The following is a 25,561-nucleotide window of genomic DNA, read 5'->3' on the forward strand; positions in this document are numbered from 1 at the left end:
CGATCTTCGATTGGTTTTTCCTATTCTGAAAAAAGCGCGGCCTGATATGACCGATACGCCCTGAAACCCGTTTCAGACCGGAAAACGCCGGCCACAGGCAGGTGCGTGATCGTCAGGCGGCCCTGGATTCGACGCTCGGCATAGGAGAAACGAGTGCTCTACCTACTGTCCCTGATCGCCCTGGCCGCCGTCATGGCGCCCGGCCTGACGCGCCTGCTGGGCGCTCGCACGGGCTGGCTGTTGATGCTGGCGCCGCTGGTGGCCTTCATCTGGTTCGTCCAACAGATTCCGCTGATCGCCGGCGGCGATGCCGTCGTGCAGAGCATGAGCTGGATTCCGGCTCTGGGTATCAACCTGAGCCTGCGTCTGGACGGCCTCTCGCTGCTGTTCGCCCTCCTGATCAGCGGCATCGGCAGCCTGATCGTGCTGTACGCCGGCAGCTACCTGTCGAGCCACGTCCACCTCGGCCGCTTCCATGCCTACCTGCTGGTGTTCATGCTGGCGATGCTCGGCCTGGTGCTGGCCGACGATCTGGTGGCGATGTTCGTATTCTGGGAGCTGACCAGTATCGCCTCCTTCCTGCTGATCAGCTTCCAGCACGAAAAGGCCGTCTCGCGCCGGGCAGCGCTGCAGGCCCTGCTGATCACCGGCGGCGGCGGCCTGGCGCTGCTGGCAGGGCTGATCCTGCTCGGCGGCGCCACCGGCAACTGGCAGTTCTCCAGCCTCAGCGCCGAGCAGATCGAAGGCCACGTGCTCCTGCCGGCGATCATCGCCCTGGTGCTGCTGGGCTGCTTCACCAAGTCGGCGCAGGTGCCCTTCCACCTGTGGCTACCCAATGCGATGAACGCACCGACACCGGTATCGGCCTATCTGCACTCAGCGACCATGGTCAAGGCCGGCATCTACCTGCTGGCGCGGCTAAATCCGGTGCTGGGCGGTTCCGTCGGCTGGGGCACGCTGCTGATCACCTTCGGCGCCGCCACCGCAGTGCTCGGCGCCTTCCTCGCCTTCCGCCAGACCGACCTCAAGCGCCTGCTGGCCTACACCACGGTCACCGTGCTGGGCCAGCTGACCATGCTGATCGGCACCAACACCAGCTACGGCCTGCAGGCCTTCGTGCTCTACCTGGTGGCGCACTCCCTTTATAAGGGTGCACTGTTCATGGCGGTCGGCGCCATCGACCACGCCACCGGCACCCGCGAACTGGCGCGCCTCGGCGGTCTGATCCGCTTCATGCCGCTGACCGGTGCAGCCGTGGCCCTGGCGGCATTCTCCAACGCCGGCCTGCCGCCGTTCTTCGGCTTCATCGCCAAGGAGTTCAAGTACAGCGGCCTGATCGAGATGGGTCATATCGGCTGGGCAGTAACCCTGGTGATGATCCTCACCAATGCCCTGCTGTTCGCCGCTGCCGGCCTGGTGTTCCTGCAGACCTTCCTCGGCAAGCGTGGCGACTATCCACGCGCGCCTCATGAGGTCGGTCTGCCGATGTGGCTGGGGCCGATGCTGCTGGCCATCGGCGGCTTCCTGCTCGGCGCCTGGAATGCCTGGCCGGAAACCTGGCTGGTGAACAACGCGGTACAGGCCGTGGCCCGCGGTCCTGTGGATGTACATCTGTATCTGTGGGGCGGAATCACCCCAGCGCTTGTAGCCAGCTTGCTGACCGTGTCGCTGGGTGTGCTGTTCTACGTGATGCGCGACCGGGTACGGCAGACACTTGATCGTGCCAACGCGGCCTGGAACGTCAGTGGCGACCTGCTCTGGGATCGTCTGCTCAAGCGCGTCTTCCACCTCGCCGGGCTGCTCGCCGCACGCTTCCAGCACGGCTCGCTGCGCCAGCATCTGGTGCTGTTGGCCCTGGCGGTTGGTGGTCTGCTCGCGGTCGGCCTGTTGCCGGCCCTGCCGCAGCTGCTGCAGGGCAGTTACAGCCCGATCTCGCCGCTGGGCCTGGCCGGCTGCCTGCTGGCACTGGCCGGTGGCGTGGCGGCGGCATTCCTGCCCGGCCGCCTGACCTTGCTGGCAGCGCTCGGCGCCTGTGGCCTGGGTCTGGCGCTGGTGTTCGTCTCGGTCAATGCCCCGGACGTGGCGATGACCCAGCTGATGGTGGAAACCCTCAGCCTGATCTTCCTCGCCCTGGTGTTTCGCAAGATGCCCACGGTGCCGCCCAGCGGTGCCCGGGCGCCCTGGAAGCGCCGTCTGCATGCCAGCGTGGCGATCCTCTTCGGCCTCAGCGTGACCGGCGCCCTGCTGCTGGCGGTGAGCCTGCCGCTGCCGGGCGACATCGCCCAGTGGTACCAGGCCAACAGCCTGCCGGGCGGTCACGGGCATAACGTGGTCAACGTGATTCTGGTGGACTTCCGCGCCTTCGATACCCTCGGCGAAATACTCGTGGTCGCGCTATCGGCGCTTGCCGCAGCCAGTTTGCTCGGCACCGGGCGGCGCTTCGGCAACGAGCACAGCGGTGAAGACGCCTTCACCTCGCCACTGCTGCGCCAGGGTCTGCGCCCGCTGGCCTGGCTGATGCTGGCTGCCTCCCTGCTGCTGCTGTGGCGCGGCCATAACCTGCCGGGCGGCGGTTTCATCGGCGGTCTGGTGGCGGCCTGCGGTCTGATCCTGCTGGTACTGACCTACGGCCACGGGCAGATTCGCCGCGTGCTGCCGCTGCCACCGGCACAGCTGATCGGCATCGGTCTGGGCTGCGCGGCAGGTGCCGGCATTCTCGGCCTGCTCGCCGGCAGTGCCTTTCTCACCGGTCTCTGGACCTTCCCCGGCGGGCTGCCGCTGGGCACGCCCTTGCTCTTCGATATCGGCGTTTTCCTCACCGTGTTCGGCTCTGCCCTGCACATGATCGACAAGCTCACGGGAGTTCGCCACTAATGGAATGGCTCGCTGCAATCACGACCGGAGGCCTGGCGGGTCTGGGCCTGTGGATGCTTCTGGACCGCAATCTCAAGCGCGTGGTGCTGGGTGTGGTGGTACTGGGTAACGCAATCAACCTGGGGGTTCTCACCGCCGGGCGCTTCTTCGGCGAGCGTCCGGCCTTCGTCGAGGCCGGCAATGCGCTCGATGCGGCCAACCCGCTGCCGCAGGCGCTGGTGCTGACGGCGATCGTCATCGGCTTCAGTCTGTTCATCTTCGCCCTGGCGCTGCTCAAGCGCACCCGCGAACTGCATGGCGACAAGACCACCGACTCGGTCAGCTCGATTACCGAGCAACCGGCGCCGGACTGGCACGACAGCGAACATGAGAGCGACGCCCAGGGTGCGGAGGTTCGCCGATGAACCACGCGTTACTGGTTGCACCGATTCTGGTGCCCCTATGCAGCCTGCTGCTGGCGATCATCCTGCGCCGTAATTTGCTGGCCGTGCGCGTGCTCAGCCTGAGCGGCGCCGCCCTGTTGGCGGCAGTCGGCCTGGTGCTGGTCTGGCAGGCGGCGCAGGGGGTGGTGCTGACCGGCCAGGTCGGCGGCTGGCAGGCACCGTTCGGCATCAGCCTGGTGATCGACCGGCTGTCGGCGGTGATGATCGCCATCAGCGCCGTGGTCGCACTGGTCACCCTGCTCTATGGCGTGGCCAAGGACAACGACAGCAAGATCGGCCGCGACTTCCACCTGTTCATCCAGGGCCTGCTGACCGGTATCTGCGGCGCCTTCATCACCGCCGACATCTTCAACCTGTACGTCTGGTTCGAGGTGCTGCTGATCGCCTCCTTCGCCCTAATGGCACTCGGCGGTGGCAGCCGCCGGCTGGCCGGCAGCATGACCTACGTGGCGCTGAACCTGTTCGCCACGCTGATCTTCCTGCTCGCCGCCGGCCTGGTCTACGGCGCCAGCGGCACGCTGAACATGGGTGAACTGGCAGTGATCATGCGCAGCGGCGAAGCACCGCCCGGCGTCACCCCGGCGCTGCTGCTGATGCTGCTGTCGTTCGCCATCAAGGCCGCGCTGTTCCCGGTATTCGGCTGGCTGCCAGCCACCTACCACGTAGCGCTCACCGCGGTGTCGGCGATGTTCGCCGGGCTCCTGACCAAGGTCGGCGTGTACGCGCTGATCCGCCTGGTAACCCTGCTCTGGCCGGAATACGGCCTGCCCCATCAACTGCTGCTGTGGGTGGCCTGCGCCACCATGCTGGTGGGCGTGCTCGGCGCAGCGGCGCAGACCGAGGTACGCCGTATCCTGTCGTTCCATATCGTCAGTCAGGTCGGCTACATGATCCTCGGCCTGGCCCTGGCTACCCCGCTGGCGCTGGCCGGCGCGGTGTTCTACCTGATCCACCATATCGTGGTGAAGGCCAACCTGTTCTTCATCGGCGGGCTGGCGGCGCGCATCTGCGGCTCCGAGCGGCTGGCAGACATGGGTGGGCTGTACAAGCGCATGCCCTGGCTGGCGCTGCTGTTCGCCATTCCGGCGCTGTCGCTGGCCGGCATACCGCCGCTGTCCGGGTTCTGGGCCAAGTTCCTGCTGGTCAAGGCCAGCCTGGATGCCGCAGCCTGGTGGGCGGCGGGCATCGCGCTGCTGACCGGCGTGTTCACCCTGCTGTCGATGAACAAGATCTGGAACGAGGCCTTCCTCAAACCTCACCCACAGGGTGAAGAGGCGCTGCAAGTGGTCACCGGCATGCGCCCGGCCTGGATAGGCATGAGCGCCCTGGCGCTGATGACCGTACTGATCGGCCTGGGCGCCGGCCCGCTGATCGACTACGCCGTGGCGGCCGCCGCTCAGCTCGCCGACCCGCAAGCCTATCTGCAACCCTTCGCTGGCGCAGGAGGTGCCTGATGTCGTTTCTCATCCATCTGCTGGCCAGCGCCGTGCTGGCCTGGAGCGTTGGCGCCGGCCATCTGGGTGGTGGTCTGCTGGCCTTCGCCCTGCTCTACCTGCTGGCACGCCTGCTGGGCGTGGCCGTGGCGCGCCTGCGCCGTTACGCGCGCAGCCTGGAGCATGGCATCAGCTTCTGTCTGTGGTTCATCGCCCAGGTGTTTCTCGCCACCTATCACGTCGCCACCCTGGTGCTGGCGCGTCGGGTCGACGTAGAGCCGGCGATACTGGCCTACCCGGTCACCCGCCGCGAAGTGGACAAGGTCACCCTGCTCGGCACCCTGCTGACCCTGACACCTGGCACCCTGGCCCTGGATTACGATCCGGAGCAGGGCCTGCTCTACATCCACGCCCTCGATGCGCGCCGCCGCGAGGACATGACCGACATTCTCATCGAACTGGAGCGCCGTCTGCTGGCCTGGCTCGATGCGAGTAAAGCCGAAGGAGTAACGCCATGACCCTGCACCTGGCCGGAGCAGCCTGGGTATTGCCACTGGCTGCAGTCCTGCTCGCGCTGAGCGGTTTGATCAGCCTGTATCGCCTGCTGCGCGGGCCGAGCCGACCGGATCGCGCAGTGGCCATCGACGCCCTGACCCTGCTGGCGGTCGCCGCCATGGCGCTATTGTGTCTGATGCGCGGCGAGGCGCTGTTCATCGACGTCGCCGTACTGCTGGCACTGGTGTCGTTTCTCGGCACGGCGGCCTTTGCCTTCCTGTTCGACGACGCCCACAGCCAGATGCCGGAAAAAAGCGAGGAACGTCCATGAACGAGATACAAGCCTGGCTGGCCTCGCTGCTGGTGCTCAGTGGCGCGCTGATTTCCCTGCTCGGCGCGATTGGCGTGCTGCGCCTGCCCGACAGCTACAGCCGCATGCACGCGGCGAGCAAGGCCGGGGTACTCGGCGCGGTGCTGTTGCTGGGTGCAGTAGCCCTGGCCACTAGCGGCGAACTGGCCCTGGAAGCCTTTCTCGGCCTGCTGATTCTGCTGGCCAGCGCCCCGCTGGCTGCGCACGCCATCGCCCGCGCCGCTCACCGCGCCGGCATTCGGCCGACGCTGGGGCGCCTGGGTGATGAGCTGGAGCAGCGCAACAGGGGCGGTGAATAAACCGCTTAATCTATCTGCCGGCGGAACGGTGGCAAGGCATTGAGAATGGCCTTGCCGTAACGCTGGGTAACCACACGGCGATCCAGCAGCGTGATGGTGCCGCGGTCGGCCTCGGTACGCAGCAGGCGACCGCAGGCCTGTACCAGGCGCAGCGACGCATCCGGCACGGCAATTTCCATGAAGGGATTGCCGCCACGCGCCTCGATCCACTCGGCCAGCGCCGCTTCCACCGGGTCGTCGGGTACGGCAAAGGGAATCTTGGCGATCACCACATGCTCGCAATAGGCGCCCGGCAGGTCGACGCCTTCGGCGAAACTGGCCAGGCCGAACAGCACGCTCTCCTCACCTGAATCGACCCGCGCCTTGTGCTTGTTCAGGGTCTCCTGCTTGGACAGGTTGCCCTGGATGAACACACGTTTGCGCCAGTCACGGTCAAGGCCATCGAACACGTCCTGCATCTGCTTGCGCGAGGAGAACAGCACCAGCGAGCCACGGCTGCCAGCCACCAGGCTCGGCAGATCACGAATGATCGCCGCGGTATGCGCGGCGGCCTCGCGCGGGTCGGCCTTCAGATCCGGCACACGCAGCAGGCCGGCATCGGCATGGTGGAAAGGGCTCGGCACGATGGCGGTGACCGCCACCTTGGGCAGCCCGGCCCGCATGCGGTAGCGGTCGAAGGTGCCCAGCGCGGTCAGGGTCGCGGACGTCACCAGGCAGCCGTGGGCAACATTCCACAGGTTGCGGCGTAGAGTCTCGGCGGCGAGGATCGGGCTGGCGTTGACCTCGATGTCGTATAGCGCACCGCTCTCGGCCAGGGTCAGCCAGCGCGCCATCGGCGGGCTTTCCTCGGGGTCCTCGGCGGTGAAGGCCAGCCACAGCTCCCAGTTGCCCTTGGCGCGGGCCATCAGGCTGCCGAACAGCGGATACCACTCCTCGGCCTGGTGGCTGGCGATACCCACTGCGCCCTCACCATCCATGGCTTCCTTGAGCAGCTCGGTAACGCCGGTGAACAGGTCGTTGAGCTTGGAGAAGCCTTTCTTCAGCTCCAGCCCCAGTTCGGTCAGGTGCTGCGGCACCACCCCGCCGACGAAGCGGTGGCGCGGGCGCTCGCGCCCTTCCATGTCCTCGCCGGCCTTGAAGTCGGCAATCTCTTCACAGGCCGAGAACATGAACTGCTGCTGGGTCTTGAGCTCACGGGCCAGCTCCGGCACCTGTTCGATCAGGCGGCCGAGATCGCCAGGCAGCGGATTCTGCGCCAGCAGCTTGGTCAGGTTCTTGTCGATCTGGGTCAGCCAGTCGGCGGTGGAGCGCAGGCGGGTGAAATGGGCGAAGTGGCCGATTGCCTTGTCCGGCAGGTGGTGGCCTTCGTCGAATACATAGATGGTTTCGCGCGGATCAGGCAGCACAGCCCCACCGCCGAGCGCCAGGTCGGCCAGCACCATGTCGTGGTTGGTGACGATCACGTCGACCTTGCCCATGCCTTCGCGTGCCTTGTAGAAGGCGCACTGCTGGAAATTCGGGCAGTGGCGATTGGTGCACTGGCTGTGGTCGGTGGTCAGCTGCGCCCAGCGGCTGTCCTCCAGCTCTTCGGGCCAGCTGTCGCGGTCACCGTCCCACTTGTTGCCGGCCAGTTTCTCGATCATCGCGGTGAACAGCTTCTGCCCCTGCTCGTCGACGTCGATGCGAAAGCCTTCTTCCTCGAACAGTTGGGCCGTGGCGCTCTGCGCGGCGCCGTCCTGCAGCAGGTGGTCGAGCTTGGACAGGCACAGGTAACGCCCACGCCCCTTGGCCAGGGCGAAGCTGAAATTCAGCCCGCTGTTGCGCAAAAGATCGGGCAGATCCTTGTGCACGATCTGCTCCTGCAGGGCGACCGTCGCAGTGGCGATCACCAGGCGCTTGCCGGCGGCCTTGGCCGTAGGAATGGTGGCCAGGCTGTAGGCCACTGTCTTGCCGGTACCGGTGCCCGCCTCCACCGCGACCACCGCGGGCTCGCCAAGGCGCTTACCCTCGTCGTCGGTCTTGATCGCACCCAGCACCTTGGCGATCTCGGCGATCATCAGGCGCTGGCCATAGCGCGGCTTGAGCGACTTGGCCTCGAGAAAGCGCGAATAGGCGCCCTGGATCTGGGTCTTGAGTTCGGTACTGAGCATGGATTCTGAAACGAAAAAGGCTGGATAAATTTTCAGTATTCGCGGAGCGGCCGCTATCATAGCGCGCCAATCGATCTGGCGCAGACTCGCGTGCCAATCGAATGCCGCGAACTGCCCAACGGCCCCGATGGAGACACCACATGACGCCCTATGCACCGCTCTATGCCCTACACCTGCTCGCTGCTGTCGTCTGGGTCGGGGGGATGTTCTTCGCCTGGATGATCCTGCGCCCGGCTGCGGTCGACACGCTGGAAGCGCCCGCGCGTCTGCGCCTGTGGCTGAGCGTGTTCAAGCGTTTCTTCGTCTGGGTCTGGCTGGCGGTACTGGCCCTGCCAGTAACCGGCATGGGCATGCTGCACATGAGCTACAGCGGCTTCGACGCCGCGCCGCGCTACGTGCACATCATGATGGGACTGTACCTGGTGATGCTCGCCCTGTTCCTGCGTATTCAGGCGCTGCAGCTGCCGGAGCTGCGGCGCGCCGTGGAGAGCGAGAACTGGCAGGCGGGTGGCGAGGTTCTGGGACGGATTCGCAGGGTGGTGGGCAGCAACCTGCTGATCGGCCTGGCGCTGATGACGCTGGTGGCCATGCGCCCTTCATTCTGATTGGCGAAGCTGCCGGGGTGCGCACCCGCGCAGCCGCTCGCTAGAAGCGGAACACTTGCACGGCGCCGCTGCGTCCTGCCGCACCTTCGCGCCCTGGCTGACCCGGTTTGCCGTCAGCGGCGCCATCCACGCCATAGAGCAGGCAGCCCTTGGCCGCACCACCGCGACCGGGACGCCCCGCCGCGCCCGCAGCACCGCCCGCGCCGCCGTCGAGCAACACCTGCATGCGCTCGACCTCGACATGGTGCGGCACCTCCAGCACCACATTGCCGCCCGGCGCGCCATCGTGGCCATCGGTACCATCCTGGCCATCGTAGCCCGCACTGGCCTGGCCCCAGGTACAGCCACCGGGCTTGCCGTGCGCACCACCGAGCCCGGCATAGCCAGGCGAGCCCTGGCCTCCGCGTACGTCCAGGGTCAGCGATTCGAATGTCAGCTTGTGCAGCTTGAGACTGATCTCGCGCCCCGGTGTCGCCGGTCGGGTATGGGTACCGGCGGCGCCCTTGGCGCTGATCCAGGCGCCGGGGCCTATATCGGCATCCTCGACCACAAGCCGTAGCGGCTGATCACTCGGCGCCACCCCGATGCGCGCGTCGCGCCCCATCAGCAACTGGCCGATGCGCAACTCGGTCAGCGTCGCCGGAATCATCAGGGTCGCCTGATCCGCCACTTCCAGCCGCTCCAGCTGCAGGGTATTGCTGGCAACGGGCAGGCGCATCAGGGTGTTGGAAGGCACCTTGACCTGTGTGCCGGCCAGCGCCGTACCGGCGCACAGCCACAGCAGCAGCACGAGATTACGCATGCGCAGCCTCCTCCATCGCCGCGTCAGTGGCGGTTTCGGGCTGCGGCAGGGGCTTGAGCGGATACAGGTGAAAAATGCCGAACAGCAACACCTGCAGACGGTCCAGCCAGGGATTGGCGCGACCGGACAGCAAACCGGAGAACAACCACAACTGCACGCCATGCAGCAGCGCAAGGAAGGCCGCGAGCAGGTAGACGAGTTGCTCGAACGGTGCCCCCAGGCGCCTGGCCAGAGCCGCGCCGAACACCAGCCAGAAGACCAAGGCCAGCGCCTTGCCCATGATCAACAGTGCTTTCATCCCCGCCCTCGTGCTCGGTTTTTCTGATAGCGCAGCACGTTAACCGGTCGCAGCCCGGACCACCAGTGCGAAGGATTACTTTCCATGACGTGGAATAGCGGCGAACAGAAAAAAGGCGCACCCAGGCCAGCAACGCCCCGGGTACGCCCTTTCCGATTCAGCGAGAAACGTACAACTCGACGCGACGATTCTGCGCACGTCCGGCATCGCTGCCGTTGTCCGCCACCGGCTGGCTCTCACCGCGCCCTTCGGTACTGAGCTTGCCGGCAGGCACGCCCTGAGCGATGAGAAAATCGGCGACACTGCGGGCGCGGCGCTCGGACAGCGCCTGGTTGTAGGCATCGGAACCGACGCTGTCGGTATGCCCGACAACCCTGACCGCGACCAGGCTGGCACCGTTCAGGCGGGTACCGACATCAGTGAGCAGCCGCTGCGCATCGGCTGTCAGCTGCGCCGAGTCGAATGCGAACAGTACGTTGCCCAGATCGCTGAGGACGATGACCTCATCCTGCACCTGCGGCTCCATCGCCGGCGCGGCGGCAACGCTGGCAGGGTATTGCGGCAACGGACAGCCGTTGTGCCCCACCGCGGTCCCTGCAGGCGTGCCGGGGCAGCGATCACGGCGGTCGAACACGCCGTCGCCATCCTCGTCGCCGTCCTGCGCATAGCAGATGATGGCGCCCAGTACGGCACCGGCTACCGCGCCGCCGGCTGCCCAGGTGGAACTTTCGATTGCACCGAGGCCGCCACCGGCCAGGGCTCCAATCGCACTGCACAGGGGCCAGTTCCCCTGGTTGAGCGGCGCGTCTCCCGTACTGGAAGTCGTGGCACAACCCGAGAGAACACTGCTGACCAGGAGAAAGGGTAAAACCCTCGAAAACTCGACTCTCATGGCTGTGTCTCCTGTGATACCGGCATGTTGCCGGTATCACAGGAGTAAAGACGGCCGCTGCGCTTCGCACAAGAAAAGGCCCGACCGGTGGAGAACCGGTCGGGCCCGTGCGCTTGACGTATTGTGCGGAGCCCGATGCCTTACGGCCGAGCTTCGACCTCGGCCTCTACACGACGGTTGATCGCGCGGCCCTCGGCAGTGGCGTTGTCGGCCACCGGACGGCTCTCGCCATAACCCACCGCCTGCACGCGGCCGGACTCGACACCGTACTGGTTGACCAGCACGTCGCGCACGGCACCGGCACGGCGCTCGGACAGGCGCTGATTGTAGGCATCGCTACCCACGGAGTCGGTATGGCCTTCGACCACGGTGGTGGTCTGCGGGTACTGCTTCATGAAGTCGGCCAGGGCTTTGATGTCGCCATAGCTCTCCTGCTTGACCTGCGCCTTGTCGAAGTCGAACTTGACGTCCAGTTCCACGCGCACGGCTTCGGCCGGCTCGGCCACGGCAACTTCCTCGACCACGACCTGTTCTTCGACGACGGCCACCTGCTGAGCTTCGGCACCATGCACCCAGCAGTAAGCCGCCGCCATGCCGGCGCCCAGCACGGCACCGCCGCCGGCCCAGGTAGAGCTTTCGATCGCGCCCAGCGCCGCACCGCCCACACCACCTACGGCCGCACAGGTGGGCCAGTCGGTTTTCTGCAGGCCGGCGCAGCCGGTCAACAAGGTACTAGCCAGAATCAGGGGTACTGCATTCCTTGTGATACTCATACTTTAGGTCTCCAATGTTCATCGGCCCATAACCGACTCGATAGTAGTAAAGACAGGAGTTGTGCAATCCGCCAGCTATAGCAGCTTTTACGGATAATCTTCTCTCACTCTAGGCCTGATACCGACACCGCGTTAGTCTTTGCAGACTTTTCGAGGAAGTTCGATGACTGCCAGCCTTAGCACCCGTACTCCACAGCAGGCCATTGCGGCACTGCTCGCCCGCTATACGCCGCAGAAGCTTCTGCTGCTCGGCGCGAGCGAGCTCCCCGCAGTCAGCGCCTTTCACGGCGCCCATCGGCAATGCCAGGTCACCACCGCGCCTGCCGCGCCCCTGGCGCCTGAACTGGCCGCGCAGCGCTTCGACCTGGCTCTGCTGGTCGACTGCCTGGAGCACTTACCCAAACGCGATGGACTGCAGCTGCTGGGCGGCATTCGCAACCTCAACGCCAGCCGGATCGCCGTATTGCTCGACCTCAAAGCTGCCGATTGGCAGGAAACCGACTTCTTCGCTCTGGCCATGCAGGCCAGTGAGCAGTTCCAGCGCGAGGGACAGACCCTGCATCTGTTCACCTATGATCTACTCGATTACAAGCAAGTTCCCGACTGGTTGAATGCAAAGTTCTGGGCCAATCCCCAGAACTTCGGCAAATATTGGTGGTAGAGCGATGACCCCAGCCGATCCCAATTGCCCCTGTGGCAGCGGCAACCCGCTGAGCCAGTGCTGCGGCCACTTCCATGCAGGCACCCACGCCCCCAGCGCCGCCCTGCTGATGCGCTCGCGCTACAGCGCCTACGTGCTGGGTCTGGTGGATTACCTGGTGGCCACTACCCTGCCGGTCCAGCAGCAGGGCCTCGATCGCGAGGCCATGGCGGCCTGGAGTGCTCAGGCCACCTGGCTGGGTCTGGAGGTCGAAGGTAGCGAGGTGTTCGGCGGCCAACCCGAGCATGCACAGGTGACCTCCACCGCGCGCTGGCACGACGAGAACGGCGAGCACTGCCACCGCGAGTGCTCGGCATTCGTTCAGGTGCAGGGGCGCTGGTACTTCCTCGACCCGACTGTGCCCCTGAAGGCCGGACGCAACGACCCCTGCCCCTGCCAGGGCGGGCAGAAGTTCAAGAAGTGCTGCGCGCCCTATCTGAATGGCTGACTGGCGTTAATCACGCTTTCTGCTTGAGTTGAATCGTCCCACAAGGACACTCAACAAGGAGAAAGTCATGCACAAGAAAAGTGGTATCGCTCTTATCCTGGCCAGCCTGCTGTTTGGCTGCGCCAGCCCGCACGGTGAGCAGCCAGGGGAAACGCTGGACCTGGGAGACAGCCAGCGCGTCACTCGCCTGTTCGCCTATCCCAACAACTGCAGCGTGATCTGCTACCGCGACTGGACGCTGGAGCAGACGGTCGAGCACTACCTGCAGCAGAGCCTGGCGCGCGATGGCTACGCGCAAGCCAGCGTACGCGTCACGCGTAGCGGCGAACGCGTGCAGGCGTATTTCCAGGGCACCCCGGCGGGCTACGGCAAATCGCTGCTGCAATTGCTCGATACCGGCGAGCTGGCCTATCGCGGCGCCAGCCAGCTGAATCTTGACGGCAAGTGGCAGTACAACTGGTACTTCTTCCTGCCCCTGGGCATGGCCCTGGAAAACCGCAAGAGCGTCGAGCTGCTGCATTTTCCACCGGACTACTCGCTGACCCAGGCTCAGGACTACCTGCGCTCGAGCACCACCGACCGCTGGGCCGCGCTGCTCAGCTACAACGGCATACCGCTGGAGCAGACGCCGGCCTACCAGACCATCGTCGACATTGCCCCCATCGCTGCCCCGGCCAGTGCGGGGAGCACCCTGGAAGGCGTTTACGGCTACTTCAACGATTATCAGCGGCGCATGGTCGACGAGCTCAGCGCTGGGTCGGACAACACCAGCCTGCCGATGGTCGCCTTCGGCAGCCCGGTGCGCAGCTGGATCAAGCAGCAATACGGAGTAACCCTGCCGGTGCTCGGGCTCGGCCAGATCAACGCCGGGGCCAGCCGGCAGATCTCCGTACTCGGCGCCAATCATCCCAGCTATATCTGGTACGCCGCCGACCCGGCCAACAACAAGGGTAGCGAGGATGCCGCCAACGCGGCGGGAATCAAGGTGATGGGACAGGACCTGAGTGCGGCCTGCTGGCAGGCCGGCATGGGCCAGCAGCCGACGCGCGATGCGCAGCAGCTGCTCAACAGCTGCACCCAGAAATGGCAAGTGACGGAAAAACTGCAAACCTGCGAGCTGTTCTTCACCAGCGTGCGCAACCTCAAGCCGGAGCAAGCGCAGGCCAAGTGCAAGGCGAGCTAGTCGCATCCGGCGCAAGAACGCCGTGGCTGCCTGCGCAGCTCACGGCGTTGCAACCCGCGAAGCGGTCAGTCCTGCAGTTTCAGATGCGAGGTATCCGGCGCTGGGGCCGGAGCCGCAGGCTTGGCCTGCCCCATGTCGCTGCCCACCGGTGCCAGGCTGAACTGCGACAGGTCGACCCGCGGCGCTTCGGCATCGGGCCTGGCGTCCTGCAGATCACTGCCCACCGGAGCGATGCCAAAATCCGGCGCATCCACCTCGCTGAAGGCGGCCATGTATTCGTCACGCGGCGCGACCTGCAACCGTCCCGGTCTGGCCGCAACGGGCGCGGCAACCGGAGCGGGCGTCGGCTCCACCGGAGGTGGCGGCGCCAGCTCCACCTCCTCGATGGGCATGTCCATATCCACGACTTCGACGCGCGCACCTGCACGCTCCAGGGTCGCGCGGTACTTTTCCGCAGCCGCGGCGTCGAGGTTGTTCTTGATCACGATGCGGCGCCCGGAGAACAACTGGGCAATGCGCTGGGCATCGGCCTGGAACAGCTTGGCCATATTGGCCCTGACCAGCTCCGGCTGTGCCCCCGGCACCAGTTGCCCGGAGAAGGCGATCTCGTAGCGACTCATGGTCACACTCCTGTCCTATTCGCCGCTCAGTATGGCGCAGGTTCCTTTGCCCTGACACTGCAGACCTCTCATCCATGCCATGCCGATTCACCAACTCTGCAAACTGCGACGATATCGTCCTGAAAATAATGCCGTTCCCCCCGTTGCAGCCAAGCACTTGCTTGTTACACTGGGTCGCAATGGGGGTGTGAAATGTTTTCTCAGGCGCAAATGATAAGAATTATCAGCCTATTGATGTTTTTCGGCCTGCTCTCCGGGCTGGCAGGATGCTCTACCTGGATGTCGGGTGGTTTCAAGGACCCGGATGTCCAACTCATCAAAGTTGATGTGATCAAGGCCAGACTGCTCGAGCAGGAATTCAGGCTGCGTTTCCGAATCGACAATCCCAACGGCGTCAGCCTGCCGGTGCGCGGGCTGGACTACAACGTCCATATCAACGGCATCCAGCTGGCCGAAGGGCACTCCAACGAGTGGTTCACCGTGCCTGCGCATGGTCATCACACCTTCGAGGTGCCGGTGCGCACCAATCTCTGGCGCCATGTGCGGCAGATCGTCAAGGCCCTGGAAAAACCCGACGTACCGATTCGCTACAGCCTCAAGGGCGAAGTGAAAACCGGCATGTTGTTCGGTCGCAGCGTGCACATGGCGCGCAATGGCGAGATAATTCCCGGCGATTTCATCCGGGAGTAACACCATGAACAACCAACCCCACGTCCACGGCCCAGACTGCAACCATGACCACGATCATCACGATCATGGCCACGTGCACGGCCCGCACTGCAACCACGGCCATCAGGAGCCGGTGCGCAACGCGCTGAAGGATGTCGGCCGCAACGACCCATGCCCCTGCGGCAGCCAGAAGAAGTTCAAGAAGTGCCACGGCGCCTGAACCGCGCATGGATGCCCTGACCCTCACCCTGCTAACGACCGGCCTGCTGCTCATCGCGGCGCTGGCTGCCTATGCCTGGAACCTCTGGCGCCGCGTATGGGCCAACCAGCGCGCCCGCGACGAAGCGCAGCAGGAGCGCCAGCAACGCCTCGGCGGCGACCTGCACATCCTCGCCAGCAGTCTGCTCGACGAGCAGCTGCCGCTGATCGAAGGCGCCATTCGCATCAAGGTGCTGCTCGACAACTACGACAGCACCCTGAGCAATGACAGCCGCTGCCAGGTATTCCACGTGCTTTTCGAAGCCACTGCCGACGTACCCACCCATGCGGCCTGGAAGGCTCTGGACAAGTCCGAACGGCGTCGCTTCGAAAAACGCTTCAACGAGCTGGAACTGCAACACAAGGCCGCCGCGCGCATCGCCGCACGCTGGCTGCTGGACGAAGGACTCAAAGGACCTCAGGCAAGCGCCTGACGAGGCGAGAGTCGACGGCGCATTCGCACGGGTGCGCCAGAGATGGGCACTTGACCGGGCTGCCTTGCAGCCCGCCGTCGAACCGGCATCGCAGACCCGCTGCGGCCTTTGAACGGATCTCGCGGCCTCTTGCCAGGCTCCACCAGCCTCTTTACCTTGGCGCCTTTGTGGCCGACCGCTGCACGACCGGCCTCGACCGTCCGCACACCAAGGAACTTCGCCATGCGCGCGCTGGCCCGCCTGACTCTTGCCGCCTCACTGATCAGCCTCGCCGGCTGCCAGTCCCTGCTCAACAGCCGTTACGCCGACAGCGTGCCGCCCACCCGTGGCGTCGAGCGCATTCAGGGCGTGGCCGAAAGTGCATCGGTGCGGCGCAATGCTCTCGGCATGCCGCTGATCGAATCGAGCAATTTCCATGACGCGCTGTTTACCCTGGGCTACGTGCATGCCGGCGACCGCCTCAGCCAGATGGTCGGCATGCGCCTGCTGGCCCAGGGTCGCCTGGCGGAAATGGCCGGCCCGGGCGTGCTGGAAATGGACCGCTTCATGCGTGCGGTGAATCTGAAAAAGAGCGCGGAAATTCTCTACGCCGACGCCTCGCCGCGCCTGAAACGCTTCTTCGAAGTCTATTCGCGTGGCGTCAACGCCTACATGTTCCGCTACCGCGACCGCCTGCCGATGGACCTGGCCGCATCCGGCTACCGCCCCGAGTACTGGAAACCCGAGGATTCGGTGCTGCTGTTCTGCCTGCTGAACTTCGGCCTGGCGGTGAACCTGCAGGAGGAAATCGCCGCGCTGACCATGGCCCAACAGGTCGGCGCCGACAAGCTGCCCTGGCTGTTGCCGATCTACCCGGACGAACCGCTGCCCTTCGCCGAGGCGGAAAAGCTCGCCGGCCTCGACCTCAAAGGGCAGCTGCCGGGCCTGCAGGCGATTTCCCGCACGGCGGCGCAGATTGCCGAGCAGCATATGCTCGGCGTCGCCGCCTCGAACAACTGGGCCATCGCCCCCGAGCGCAGCCGCGGCGGCAAGAGCCTGCTGGCCAACGATACCCACCTGCCGCTGGCGATGCCCTCGCTGTGGAATTTCGTGCAGATCCGCTCGCCCAAGTACCAGGCCGCCGGGGTGTCCCTCGCGGGCGTGCCGGCCGTGGTCGCCGGCTACAACGGCAAGTTGGCCTGGGGCATGACCATGGTCATGGGCGACAATCAGGACATCTATCTGGAGCGCATCAAGCGCGAAGGCAGCCGCCTGATGTACCAGGCCGACGGCAAGTGGCTGCCGGTCGCCGAACGCCAGGAAACCTTCTTCATCCGCGGCCAGCGGCCGATCCGCGAAACGCTGTACGAAACCCGCAACGGCCCGCTGCTCAACTCGGTGCTCGGCGAGCGCAAGCACTCGCTGCAGCCCTTGCCGCTGCAGAGCGGTTATGGCCTGGCGCTGAAAACCACTCAGCTCGAGCGTGACAACAGCCTGGATGCCTTCTTCGACCTGTCCCGTGCGCAGTCGGTGGACGAGGCCTTCGAGGCGGCGCGGGAAATACGCGCCATGCCGCTCAATATCGTCTTCGCCGACGCCCGGCACATCGGCTGGCAGGTCACCGGTCGCTACCCCAATCGCCGTGAAGGCCGCGGCCTGCTGCCCTCCCCTGGCTGGGACGAGCGCTACGCCTGGGACGGCTTCGCCGACCCGATGCTGCATCCTTATGACCAGGACCCGCCACGGGGCTGGCTGGGCACCGCCAACGAGCGCAGCGTACCGCCGGGCTACGGCATGCAGCTGTCCAGTTCCTGGTACTACCCCGAGCGTGCCGAGCGCATCGCCGAACTGGCCGGCAATGGCCGACACGACGGCCGCAGCATGATCGCCATGCAGTACGACCAGACCTCGCCCTTCGTCGCCAAGCTGCAGGCCATGTTCAATGACCCGGCCATGCACGACTCGCTGCGCCAGGCCATCGCCGCCCTGCCGGCTGGCCAGCGCGAGCGTGCCGATGAAGCGCTGAAACGCCTGCTCGCCTTCGACGGCAAACTCGCCGCCAGCTCGGCCGATGCCGCCATCTACGGCGCCTTCCTGCATGAAAGCGCGCGACAGATCTTCCTCGACGAACTCGGGCCGGAAAGCAGCCCGGCCTGGCAGGCGCTGGTGCAGACCGCCAACACCTCCTACTCGGCGCAGGCCGACCATCTGCTCGGCCGCGTCGACAGCCCGTTCTGGAACGACATTCGCACCCCGCAGCAGGAAGACAAACCGACCATTCTCGCCCGCAGCCTGGCCGCCAGCATCGAGCTGCTGGAAAGCCGTCTGGGCACGGAGCGGCGCAACTGGCAGTGGGGCAAGTTGCACACCTATGAATGGGTCAGCGATAGCACGCGCCTGGCGCCCTACATGAGCGCCAGCCAGCGCACCAGCATCAACGCCCTGAAAGGCTATCTGGATCGCGGCCCCTATCAGGCCGGAGGGGATCACAGCACGCTGAACGTTTCGGCCTACGCCTGGGGCCAGGACTTCGACACCTTCCTGATCCCCGCCATGCGCATCGTGGTGGATTTCGCCGCCGACGAGCCGCTGGTGGGCGTCAACAGCTCGGGCCAGTCCGGCAATCCGGCCAGCCCGCACTATGCCGACGGCATCGAGTCATGGCTCAAGGGCGGCTACATGAGCTTCCCGTTCAAGTCGGAGAATCTGGACAAGGTCTACGGCAACCAGCGCCTGCTGCTGATGCCGGCCAAATGACGACCGTTCGTCGGGCGACGCTGAACCAATCCCAGCGCCGCCACTCTGAGTAGTCGACTTACTCCATAGATCATCGTTTAAGGCGCTCCGGCGCCTTTTCTTTTGCCTGTGGAAAAGAAGGATGGCATTTCCACATCACCGACTGAACTTTCTCACCGCAGCGGGTTCAGAACCCATGCATCGATTGAAATGCTCCCCAGGCGCCCTCTGGCGCCTATTTTTTTGCCTGCATGAATCGCCGGGCCTGCAGGCAGTGCCTGCCGACCTGCTTTCAAGCCAGCAGGCTGCGGTCGAAGACGAAAACCTCAGCCGCCAGCGGGCGATGCTCCAGCAGATTCTGCGGCCGGCCCATCTTCGGGTAGTTCTTCTCACCGGTCTCGCCGATCCAGCCCTGGGTCTTCATCCGTTCCAGGCGGCCACGCAGGGTGGTGTGCTGCACCGGCTCGCCCAGGCAGGCCTGGAATGCCGCCAGCGCTTCGGTCACGGTAAAGCGCGGGGCCAGCAGGTACAGCGGCAGCGAGCTGTAGACCGACTTGCCGCGCAGGCGCTCGGCCGCCAGACGCACCAGTTGCGAATGGTCGAATGGCAAGGCCTGCTGCCCGGAAATGACAGCGGCCAATTCGACGAACTGCAGATCTTCGCCCTGCGGCACGACGTCAGGCGCCAGCAGCGCCAGGTAACAGGTGCTCAGCGACCAGCCACGCGGATCACGCACGCCGTTGCCCACCGTTGTCACCTGTTCCAGATACCGCGGTTGCAGACGCGCCTTGTCCGCCAGGGCACGTGCCGCGGCGGCATCCAGGCTGGCATCGGCGCAGCGACCATTGACCAGCACCCCCGGCAGTGCCCACTGCCCCATATAGGGTTCGCGCTGGCGACGCAGCAGCAGCACCTGCAACGTCCCCTCTTCGCTCAGGCGCAGGGCGACGATATCCACCCCGGCCAGTACTTCCACTGCACTCATCCTTCCATTCGCCTCCGTCATGGACTTATTTCATCTTGACCAATAATTCGCCTTCTTTCACGCAAGAATTGATGAAAACGCTTGACTACATATTTCATCAGATGAAATATGTAGTCATCCAAGCGCAGTAAGGAGGCGCACCATGAAGATCGCCAGCTTCGACGTCGACGCCCAGAAAGGCTTCACGCCGCTTTGTCCCAATGAGCTGCCAGTACCCGAGGGCGACGCCATCGTCCCGGCACTGAACCAGCTGGCAGCGCGCGCTCAGCTACGCGTCGGCAGCAAGGATGCCCACAGCCCGCAAGCCGCCTGGGTGGTGCCGGACCACGCCCAGATGCTGCAAGCGCTGCCGCTGGCCAATGCCGATCTGACCTGGGTCAGCCATTGCGTGCCCGGCACACCCGGCTTCGAACTGCTCGACGGCTTGCCGGCGCCATTGGACTACGACTACTTCGTGTGGAAGGGCGTGGAGCCCGATCTGCATCCTTATGGCGCCTGCTACCACGACCTGGCCGAGAAGCGCAGCACGGGCGTGATCGAATTTCTTCGGCAAAATGGCGTCGACCTTGTATTGGTCGGCGGTCTGGCACTGGACTACTGCGTCAGGACCACCGCCTTGCAATTGCGCCGCGCCGGCTTCGAGGTGATCGTGTATCTGCCGGCCTGTCGAGCCATCGCCAGCGAAACTGCCGAAACCGCCTGCATCGCCATGAGCGAGCAGGGCATCACACTTGCCGCCAGCCTGGAACAGCTGGACAGCGCCCTAGCCAAGGAGAACCTGCGATGAGCGAGAGCATCTTCGCCGAACGGATCGTGCAGAACCTGCTGGATACCGATTTCTACAAACTGACCATGATGCAGGCGGTGCTGCATAACTACCCCAACGCCGAGGTGGAATGGGAATTTCGCTGCCGCAGCAGCGAGGACCTGACGCCCTACCTGGCGGAGATCCGCTATCAGATCGAGCGCCTGAGCGAGCTGAGCATCACTGCGGACCAGCTCGCCTTTCTCGAGCGCATCCCGTTCATCAAGCCCGACTTCATCCGCTTTCTCAGCCTGTTCCGCTTCAACCTGCGCTACGTCCACACGGGCATCGAAGACGGCCAGTTGAGCATTCGCCTGCGCGGGCCCTGGCTGCACGTGATCCTCTTCGAGGTGCCGCTGCTGGCCATCGTCAGCGAGGTGCGCAACCGCTATCGCTACCGCGAGGTACTGCTGGAACAGGCTGCCGAGCGCCTGTACGAGAAGCTCGATTGGCTCAAGGCCGAGGCTTCGCCGAGCGAACTGGCAGGTTTTCAGCTTGCCGACTTCGGTACCCGCCGGCGCTTCTCCTACCGCGTGCAGGAACAGGCGGTGCATATCCTCAAGCGCGATTTCCCCGGGCGCTTCGTCGGCACCAGCAACGTGCACCTGGCGCGCGAGTTCGACCTCAAGCCCATCGGCACCATGGCCCACGAATGGCTGATGGCGCACCAGCAGCTCGGCCCACGGCTGATCGACAGCCAGATCGCCGCGCTCGACTGCTGGGTGCGCGAATACCGTGGCCTGCTCGGCATCGCCCTGACCGACTGCATCACCATGGACGCCTTCCTGGCCGATTTCGACCTGTACTTCGCCAAGCTCTTCGACGGCCTGCGCCATGATTCCGGCGACCCGCTGGAGTGGGCGGAAAAGGCCATCGCCCACTACGAGAAACTGGGCATCGATCCGATGAGCAAGACCCTGGTGTTCTCCGACGGCCTCGACCTGGCCAAGTCGCTACGGCTCTACCGTGCACTTTCCGGGCGAATCCACGTAAGCTTCGGGGTCGGAACCAACCTGACCTGCGATATCCCCGGCGTCGAGCCAATGAACATCGTGCTCAAGATGATCGCCTGCAACGGCCAGCCCGTGGCGAAGATTTCCGATACGCCGGGCAAGACGCAATGCCGCGATGAAAACTTTGTCCATTACCTGAAACACGTCTTTCGCGTTATCCAGTGAGGAGCCAGACATGAGCAACCGCCAAGCCGAAATCGCCGCCGCCCTCGACGTGGTACCCCCTTTTGCCGACGACGCCGCGCTGGTCGCCGAGATCGAGCGGCGCAAGACCTTCATCAAGAACACCCTCAAGCAGTCCGGGCTCAAGGTGCTGGTACTGGGCATCAGCGGCGGCGTGGACTCGACCACGGCCGGACGCCTGGCTCAGCTTTCGGTCGAAGAACTGCGTGCCGAGACCGGAGACGCCGACTATCGCTTCATTGCCGTGCGCCTGCCGCACAACACCCAGCATGACGAGCACGACGCCCAGGCCTCGCTGAACTTCATCGGTGCCGATGAGGTCAGCACCGTCAACATTGCCGACAGCGTCAAGGGCCTGGCCCAGCAGGTCAGCCATCTGCAGCAGCTGAGCGACGCCCGTCGCGACTTCGTGATTGGCAACGTCAAGGCACGCATTCGCATGGTCGCCCAGTTCACCATCGCCAACGCCAACAATGGCCTGGTGATCGGCACCGACCACGCCGCCGAGGCGGTGATGGGCTTCTTCACCAAGTTCGGTGACGGTGCCTGTGACCTCGCCCCGCTGTCGGGCCTGGTGAAGAAACAGGTGCGCGCCATCGCCGCGCACCTGGGGGCGCCCGAGCATCTGGTGCAGAAGACGCCCACTGCCGACCTGGAGGAGCTGCGTCCCGGCAAGCCGGACGAAGAGGCTCACGGCGTGACCTATGCCGAGATCGATGCCTTCCTGCATGGAGAGAAAGTCAGCGACGAGGCCTACGCCACCATCGTGCGCACCTACGACGCCACGCGCCACAAACGCGAATTACCGCTGGTACCCTGATCCCTCGGGCAAAAAGAAGCCGGGCAATGCCCGGCTTCTTCGTCTGCACAGTGGATCAACGCCACTCACCGGCGATGCGCTCTGCCGGTGGTACACAGCGCTCGAAAACCTCCCGAGGCCGGCACTGGGCCACCGGCGCGGGTGGCGGCTGATCGGGCAAGGTCGGCTCGCCCGGCTCCTGCGGTGGCACGGGTTTGCCTGGCTGATCGGGGATATCGGGTTCGGGTTGGCCGGGAATGCTTGCTGCGTTGAGGTCGAGCAAGGGCATGAGTCTGCTCCTGAGCATGGGTGGTTATAGATGGAACCCCATGCAGGCAGTAAATTCAGCCTATCCGACCAGAAGGTCGCGCCCATGAAAAAGCCGGGCTTCGCCCGTAATGCTGTTCACATAAGAAGCGGTTGAACGCGATCAGTCCCCTCGCCCCTCCGGGGAGAGGGTTAGGGAGAGGGGGGAAACTGGCAATTTTGCGGTGTCTTCTGCCCTCTCCCCCAACCCCTCTCCCATAAATGGGAGAGGGGAGCCAAGCGCGAGCCCCCCAATTAAACAGTATTAGGGCTTCGCCAGGCTTCTGCTGCGCGCATCAGTGATCAGGCTTTCGGCAGGGTTACGCCGGTCTGTCCCTGATACTTGCCACCGCGGTCGCGGTAGGAGACTTCGCAGGCCTCGTCGGACTGCAGGAACAGCATCTGCGCCACGCCTTCGTTGGCGTAGATCTTCGCCGGCAGGTTGGTGGTGTTGGAGAATTCCAGGGTCACGTGGCCTTCCCACTCCGGCTCCAGCGGCGTGACGTTGACGATGATGCCGCAGCGCGCGTAGGTGCTCTTGCCCAGACAGATGGTCAGCACGTCACGCGGAATACGGAAGTACTCGACGGTGCGGGCCAGGGCGAAGGAATTCGGCGGGATGATGCAGACGTCGCTCTTGATGTCGACGAAGCTCTTCTCGTCGAAATTCTTCGGGTCCACCACCGCAGAGTGGATGTTGGTGAACACCTTGAATTCGTCGGCGCAGCGCACATCGTAGCCGTAGCTGGACACACCGTAGGAAATCACCCGACTGGCGTCGGCGCCACGCACCTGACGCTCCACGAACGGCTCGATCATCCCGTGTTCCTGGGCCATGCGGCGAATCCACTTGTCCGATTTGATGCTCATGGCGAGGTGTCCTGAATTGGGGCTGTTGCGAAAAAAAGTGAGCGCATCTTACCGAGCCCGGGGCCATGCTTCAAAGCTTGCCGCGTCAGGCGGCGACGATAATTTGCAAAAAAGCTGCATCGACTATTCGCACTTGGCGATAAAAACACGTATGGTGTCCCCACTGTGCTGCATGTGTCACCGCGAATCGCTACTAGATGCCTAGATCTCGATCCAAACATCGTCCGACTCCTAGTACTCGTTGCACTCAGTCCCGGCCTGGGCTTTTCCAGGGCTGTTATTACTTTTGTTAGGAGACATCACATGTCCAATCGTCAGACTGGCACCGTCAAGTGGTTCAACGATGAGAAAGGCTACGGCTTCATCACCCCGCAATCCGGTGACGACCTGTTCGTACACTTCAAAGCCATCCAGAGCGACGGTTTCAAGACCCTGAAGGAAGGCCAGCAGGTTTCCTTCGTGGCTACCCGTGGCCAGAAAGGCATGCAGGCTGAGGAAGTTCAGGTTATCTAACCTGCGCTACCCCGCTTGAAAAGAGCCCCGCCCTAGTGCGGGGCTTTTTTATGGGTGTTTGCACGCCTTGTAGGAGCGGATTTATCGGCGAAATCGCGGCTGAAGCGGGATGCCGCCCAGCCGCTCCTACAGGAAGCGGGAGCTGAGTGTAGTGCTGTTCACTTAAGGTCGTAGGCATTGGCTCCCCTCTCCCATTTATGGGAGAGGGGTTGGGGGAGAGGGCCGAAAACTCCGAGAAACTGCCAGTTTCCCCCTCTCCCTAACCCTCTCCCCATAGGGGCGAGGGGACTAAACGCGCTCGACCGTTTACTAAGTGAACAGCATTGGGATCTGAGTGGACTTCGCCAAGCCAGGACCGAGTCGCCTGCTTTGCCCTCTCCCGCCCTTCGGGCACCCCGCTCCGCGCCCCGGCCTGATCGCTTCGCGATCAGGCGCTCATAGGCGCAGGAAGCGATGCTTCCAAAACGCGCCTCTTCGCCCCATAAATGGGAGAGGGTCATCAGATGCCGCTACGCGGCTGCTTTCAGTCCTCACTGATCTCGATGCTGGGCATCGCCGGCTTGCCAGCCAGGGCAATACGCGCGCCGACCTTGCGCGCCAGGTCCTGATAGATCATGGCGATCTGGCTTTCCGGATCGGCAATGGTGGTCGGCTTGCCGTCATCGGCCTGCATGCGGATGGCCATCGACAGCGGCAGGGAGGCCAGCAGCTCGACGCCGTATTGCGCAGCCAGCTTCTCGCCGCCGCCCTCGCCGAACAGGTGCTCGGCATGGCCGCAGTTGGAGCAGATGTGCACCGCCATGTTCTCCACCACACCCAGCACCGGGATATGCACCTTGCGGAACATCTCCACGCCTTTCCTGGCATCGAGCAGGGCCAGGTCCTGCGGCGTGGTGACGATCACGCTGCCGGCCACCGGCACCTTCTGCGCCAGGGTCAGCTGGATGTCACCGGTACCCGGCGGCATATCCACCACCAGGTAATCGAGGTCGTTCCAGGCGGTCTGGGTGATCAGCTGCAGCAGCGCGCCGCTGACCATCGGCCCACGCCACACCATCGGCGTGTTGTCGTCGGTGAGAAAGGCCATGGACATCACCTGCACGCCATGGGCCTCGAGCGGCACGAACCATTTCTGATCTTTCACCTGCGGCCGCGTACCCTCGGCGATGCCGAACATGATGCCCTGGCTGGGCCCGTAGATATCGGCGTCGAGGATGCCCACCCGCGCGCCCTCGCGGGCCAGCGCCAGCGCCAGGTTGGCCGCGGTGGTGGACTTGCCCACACCGCCCTTGCCCGAAGCCACGGCGATCACGTTCTTTACCCCGGCCAGTGCCGGCACCTGGGCCTGGCCCTGGTGCGAGTCGATCACACAGTCGACCTTTACCTGCGCACTGTCGACGCCATCGAGGTTCTCCAGCGCCATTTGCAGCATCTGCGCCCAACCGTTCTTGAACAGGCCGGCGGCGTAGCCCAGCTCCAGACGTACGGTGACGCGCGCGCCCTGGATGTCGACCTCGCGCAGGCAACCGGCACTGACCGGGTCCTGATCGAGATGGGGGTCGGTGAACTGACGCAGACAGGCTTCGACCGCTTCGCGGGTGACGGCACTCATGCAAGAACTCCAGA

At 64.5% G+C, this 25,561-nt stretch carries 28 protein-coding genes; 18 read left to right on the top strand and 10 right to left on the bottom strand.

From position 1 onward, the window contains the following. Positions 1-153: 153 nt before the first annotated feature. The 6 genes from mbhE to mnhG are packed head-to-tail and all read left to right on the top strand — an operon-like array spanning position 154 to position 5,914. The gene (gene mbhE, locus BLS61_RS01935) at positions 154-2,874 is read left to right on the top strand and encodes a hydrogen gas-evolving membrane-bound hydrogenase subunit E (protein ID WP_090426611.1); all 2,721 of its coding nucleotides are present in this window, start codon (positions 154-156) and stop codon (positions 2,872-2,874) included. After that, positions 2,874-3,278 carry a sodium:proton antiporter gene (locus tag BLS61_RS01940; protein ID WP_090426614.1) on the top strand — a complete coding sequence of 135 codons (405 nt, stop codon included), beginning with the start codon at positions 2,874-2,876 and terminating at the stop codon, positions 3,276-3,278. Before mbhE ends, BLS61_RS01940 begins: the two co-directional genes overlap by 1 nt. Then, positions 3,275-4,771, top strand: coding sequence for a proton-conducting transporter transmembrane domain-containing protein (locus BLS61_RS01945; RefSeq protein ID WP_090426617.1), 1,497 nt, complete (start codon positions 3,275-3,277; stop codon positions 4,769-4,771). Before BLS61_RS01940 ends, BLS61_RS01945 begins: the two co-directional genes overlap by 4 nt. Further along, positions 4,771-5,268 carry a Na+/H+ antiporter subunit E gene (locus BLS61_RS01950; RefSeq protein WP_024307400.1) on the top strand — a complete coding sequence of 166 codons (498 nt, stop codon included), beginning with the start codon at positions 4,771-4,773 and terminating at the stop codon, positions 5,266-5,268. The genes BLS61_RS01945 and BLS61_RS01950 overlap by 1 nt, the downstream gene beginning before the upstream one ends. Beyond that, on the top strand, positions 5,265-5,576 hold the full coding sequence (locus BLS61_RS01955) for a monovalent cation/H+ antiporter complex subunit F (protein ID WP_090426621.1): 312 nt from the start codon (positions 5,265-5,267) through the stop codon (positions 5,574-5,576). Before BLS61_RS01950 ends, BLS61_RS01955 begins: the two co-directional genes overlap by 4 nt. Then, a complete protein-coding gene (gene mnhG / locus BLS61_RS01960) occupies positions 5,573-5,914 on the top strand; it encodes a monovalent cation/H(+) antiporter subunit G (RefSeq protein WP_024307398.1) in 342 nt (113 codons plus the stop codon). Before BLS61_RS01955 ends, mnhG begins: the two co-directional genes overlap by 4 nt. Before the next feature lie 5 nt (positions 5,915-5,919). Here the strand turns inward: mnhG and dinG are convergent, their stop codons facing one another. After that, positions 5,920-8,064: an ATP-dependent DNA helicase DinG gene (dinG, locus tag BLS61_RS01965; RefSeq protein WP_090426623.1), complete on the bottom strand. Its 2,145-nt coding sequence runs from the start codon at positions 8,062-8,064 to the stop codon at positions 5,920-5,922. 140 nt (positions 8,065-8,204) lie between these two features. Between dinG and BLS61_RS01970 the strand changes: the two genes are divergently transcribed. After that, positions 8,205-8,669 (top strand): CopD family protein, encoded by a 465-nt coding sequence (locus BLS61_RS01970; protein WP_090426626.1) that lies wholly within the window; start codon positions 8,205-8,207, stop codon positions 8,667-8,669. A 40-nt stretch (positions 8,670-8,709) separates the two neighbouring features. On the opposite strand, the gene BLS61_RS01975 is transcribed toward BLS61_RS01970, so the two are convergent. The 4 genes from BLS61_RS01975 to BLS61_RS24085 form a co-directional block, all read right to left on the bottom strand. After that, complete coding sequence (locus BLS61_RS01975) at positions 8,710-9,471, bottom strand: hypothetical protein (RefSeq protein ID WP_090426629.1); 762 nt, start codon at positions 9,469-9,471, stop codon at positions 8,710-8,712. Further along, the gene (locus BLS61_RS01980) at positions 9,464-9,769 is read right to left on the bottom strand and encodes a DUF1145 domain-containing protein (RefSeq protein ID WP_090426632.1); all 306 of its coding nucleotides are present in this window, start codon (positions 9,767-9,769) and stop codon (positions 9,464-9,466) included. The genes BLS61_RS01975 and BLS61_RS01980 overlap by 8 nt, the downstream gene beginning before the upstream one ends. Positions 9,770-9,926: 157 nt before the next feature. Continuing rightward, positions 9,927-10,661 (bottom strand): PA1041 family peptidoglycan-binding anchor lipoprotein, encoded by a 735-nt coding sequence (locus tag BLS61_RS01985; RefSeq protein ID WP_208598763.1) that lies wholly within the window; start codon positions 10,659-10,661, stop codon positions 9,927-9,929. A gap of 140 nt (positions 10,662-10,801) precedes the next feature. Next, positions 10,802-11,434 (bottom strand): OmpA family protein, encoded by a 633-nt coding sequence (locus BLS61_RS24085; RefSeq protein WP_090426635.1) that lies wholly within the window; start codon positions 11,432-11,434, stop codon positions 10,802-10,804. Positions 11,435-11,597: 163 nt separating this feature from the next. Here BLS61_RS24085 and BLS61_RS01995 point away from each other — a divergent pair, with 163 nt between their 5' ends. From BLS61_RS01995 to BLS61_RS02005, 3 genes are all read left to right on the top strand, one after another. Continuing rightward, a complete protein-coding gene (locus tag BLS61_RS01995) occupies positions 11,598-12,095 on the top strand; it encodes a DUF6231 family protein (protein ID WP_090426639.1) in 498 nt (165 codons plus the stop codon). A 4-nt stretch (positions 12,096-12,099) separates the two neighbouring features. Further along, on the top strand, positions 12,100-12,582 hold the full coding sequence (locus BLS61_RS02000; RefSeq protein WP_090426644.1) for a YchJ family protein: 483 nt from the start codon (positions 12,100-12,102) through the stop codon (positions 12,580-12,582). Positions 12,583-12,649: 67 nt separating this feature from the next. Then, positions 12,650-13,765 (top strand): hypothetical protein, encoded by a 1,116-nt coding sequence (locus BLS61_RS02005; protein ID WP_090426647.1) that lies wholly within the window; start codon positions 12,650-12,652, stop codon positions 13,763-13,765. 65 nt (positions 13,766-13,830) lie between these two features. Here BLS61_RS02005 and BLS61_RS02010 read toward each other — a convergent pair whose 3' ends face one another. Beyond that, positions 13,831-14,385 carry a hypothetical protein gene (locus BLS61_RS02010; RefSeq protein ID WP_090426650.1) on the bottom strand — a complete coding sequence of 185 codons (555 nt, stop codon included), beginning with the start codon at positions 14,383-14,385 and terminating at the stop codon, positions 13,831-13,833. 192 nt (positions 14,386-14,577) lie between these two features. Here BLS61_RS02010 and BLS61_RS02015 point away from each other — a divergent pair, with 192 nt between their 5' ends. From BLS61_RS02015 to BLS61_RS02030, 4 genes are all read left to right on the top strand, one after another. Next, positions 14,578-15,075: an LEA/WHy family protein gene (locus BLS61_RS02015; protein ID WP_208598764.1), complete on the top strand. Its 498-nt coding sequence runs from the start codon at positions 14,578-14,580 to the stop codon at positions 15,073-15,075. A gap of 4 nt (positions 15,076-15,079) precedes the next feature. Then, positions 15,080-15,274: an SEC-C metal-binding domain-containing protein gene (locus BLS61_RS02020; RefSeq protein WP_090426657.1), complete on the top strand. Its 195-nt coding sequence runs from the start codon at positions 15,080-15,082 to the stop codon at positions 15,272-15,274. 7 nt (positions 15,275-15,281) lie between these two features. Continuing rightward, positions 15,282-15,746: a DUF2489 domain-containing protein gene (locus BLS61_RS02025; RefSeq protein WP_090426660.1), complete on the top strand. Its 465-nt coding sequence runs from the start codon at positions 15,282-15,284 to the stop codon at positions 15,744-15,746. Between the two features lie 222 nt (positions 15,747-15,968). Next, complete coding sequence (locus BLS61_RS02030) at positions 15,969-18,482, top strand: penicillin acylase family protein (RefSeq protein ID WP_090426663.1); 2,514 nt, start codon at positions 15,969-15,971, stop codon at positions 18,480-18,482. Positions 18,483-18,753: 271 nt separating this feature from the next. Here the strand turns inward: BLS61_RS02030 and BLS61_RS02035 are convergent, their stop codons facing one another. Beyond that, entirely contained in the window at positions 18,754-19,446 is a 693-nt protein-coding gene (locus BLS61_RS02035; RefSeq protein ID WP_090426666.1) for an NUDIX hydrolase, read from the bottom strand. A gap of 142 nt (positions 19,447-19,588) precedes the next feature. On the opposite strand from BLS61_RS02035, the gene BLS61_RS02040 reads away from it, so the two are divergent. The 3 genes from BLS61_RS02040 to nadE are packed head-to-tail and all read left to right on the top strand — an operon-like array spanning position 19,589 to position 22,267. Further along, entirely contained in the window at positions 19,589-20,233 is a 645-nt protein-coding gene (locus BLS61_RS02040; protein ID WP_090426669.1) for a nicotinamidase, read from the top strand. Further along, positions 20,230-21,429 (top strand): nicotinate phosphoribosyltransferase, encoded by a 1,200-nt coding sequence (gene pncB / locus BLS61_RS02045; protein ID WP_090426672.1) that lies wholly within the window; start codon positions 20,230-20,232, stop codon positions 21,427-21,429. The genes BLS61_RS02040 and pncB overlap by 4 nt, the downstream gene beginning before the upstream one ends. A gap of 10 nt (positions 21,430-21,439) precedes the next feature. After that, on the top strand, positions 21,440-22,267 hold the full coding sequence (nadE, locus tag BLS61_RS02050) for an ammonia-dependent NAD(+) synthetase (RefSeq protein ID WP_090426675.1): 828 nt from the start codon (positions 21,440-21,442) through the stop codon (positions 22,265-22,267). Between the two features lie 55 nt (positions 22,268-22,322). On the opposite strand, the gene BLS61_RS02055 is transcribed toward nadE, so the two are convergent. Continuing rightward, positions 22,323-22,535 (bottom strand): hypothetical protein, encoded by a 213-nt coding sequence (locus BLS61_RS02055; protein ID WP_090426678.1) that lies wholly within the window; start codon positions 22,533-22,535, stop codon positions 22,323-22,325. A gap of 320 nt (positions 22,536-22,855) precedes the next feature. Next, on the bottom strand, positions 22,856-23,422 hold the full coding sequence (gene dcd, locus BLS61_RS02060) for a dCTP deaminase (protein WP_013714599.1): 567 nt from the start codon (positions 23,420-23,422) through the stop codon (positions 22,856-22,858). 303 nt (positions 23,423-23,725) lie between these two features. On the opposite strand from dcd, the gene BLS61_RS02065 reads away from it, so the two are divergent. Next, on the top strand, positions 23,726-23,935 hold the full coding sequence (locus BLS61_RS02065; RefSeq protein ID WP_013714598.1) for a cold-shock protein: 210 nt from the start codon (positions 23,726-23,728) through the stop codon (positions 23,933-23,935). Between the two features lie 523 nt (positions 23,936-24,458). Here BLS61_RS02065 and apbC read toward each other — a convergent pair. Next, positions 24,459-25,547: an iron-sulfur cluster carrier protein ApbC gene (apbC, locus tag BLS61_RS02070; RefSeq protein ID WP_090426681.1), complete on the bottom strand. Its 1,089-nt coding sequence runs from the start codon at positions 25,545-25,547 to the stop codon at positions 24,459-24,461. Positions 25,548-25,561 lie beyond the last annotated feature (14 nt).

Source organism: Ectopseudomonas guguanensis (genome assembly GCF_900104265.1).
Lineage (GTDB): Bacteria > Pseudomonadota > Gammaproteobacteria > Pseudomonadales > Pseudomonadaceae > Aquipseudomonas > Aquipseudomonas guguanensis.